This window comes from Glaciecola siphonariae (assembly GCF_042652645.1).
Lineage (GTDB): Bacteria > Pseudomonadota > Gammaproteobacteria > Enterobacterales > Alteromonadaceae > Glaciecola > Glaciecola siphonariae.
In genome coordinates this window covers 1-552 of sequence record NZ_JBHSGU010000020.1, presented here as the reverse complement: position 1 = coordinate 552, position 552 = coordinate 1, and the positions used below count along the sequence as shown (strand labels likewise).

The window sequence follows — 552 nt, the reverse complement described above, 5'->3', positions numbered from 1 at the left end:
GGACAGTGTCTGGTGGGTAGTTTGACTGGGGCGGTCTCCTCCCAAAGTGTAACGGAGGAGCACGAAGGTTGGCTAATCCTGGTCGGACATCAGGAGGTTAGTGCAATGGCATAAGCCAGCTTAACTGCGAGACAGACACGTCGAGCAGGTACGAAAGTAGGTCATAGTGATCCGGTGGTTCTGAATGGAAGGGCCATCGCTCAACGGATAAAAGGTACTCCGGGGATAACAGGCTGATACCGCCCAAGAGTTCATATCGACGGCGGTGTTTGGCACCTCGATGTCGGCTCATCACATCCTGGGGCTGAAGTCGGTCCCAAGGGTATGGCTGTTCGCCATTTAAAGTGGTACGCGAGCTGGGTTTAGAACGTCGTGAGACAGTTCGGTCCCTATCTGGTGTGGGCGTTGGATGATTGATGGGAGCTGCTCCTAGTACGAGAGGACCGGAGTGGACGAACCGCTGGTGTTTGGGTTGTGATGCCAATTGCATTGCCCAGTAGCTACGTTCGGAACGGATAACCGCTGAAAGCATCTAAGCGGGAAGCCGGCCCA

At 54.9% G+C, this 552-nt stretch carries 1 rRNA gene; it reads left to right on the top strand.

Annotated features, from left to right (window positions below):
* A 23S ribosomal RNA gene (locus tag ACFO4O_RS16300) occupies positions 1-552 on the top strand; the annotation flags it as partial.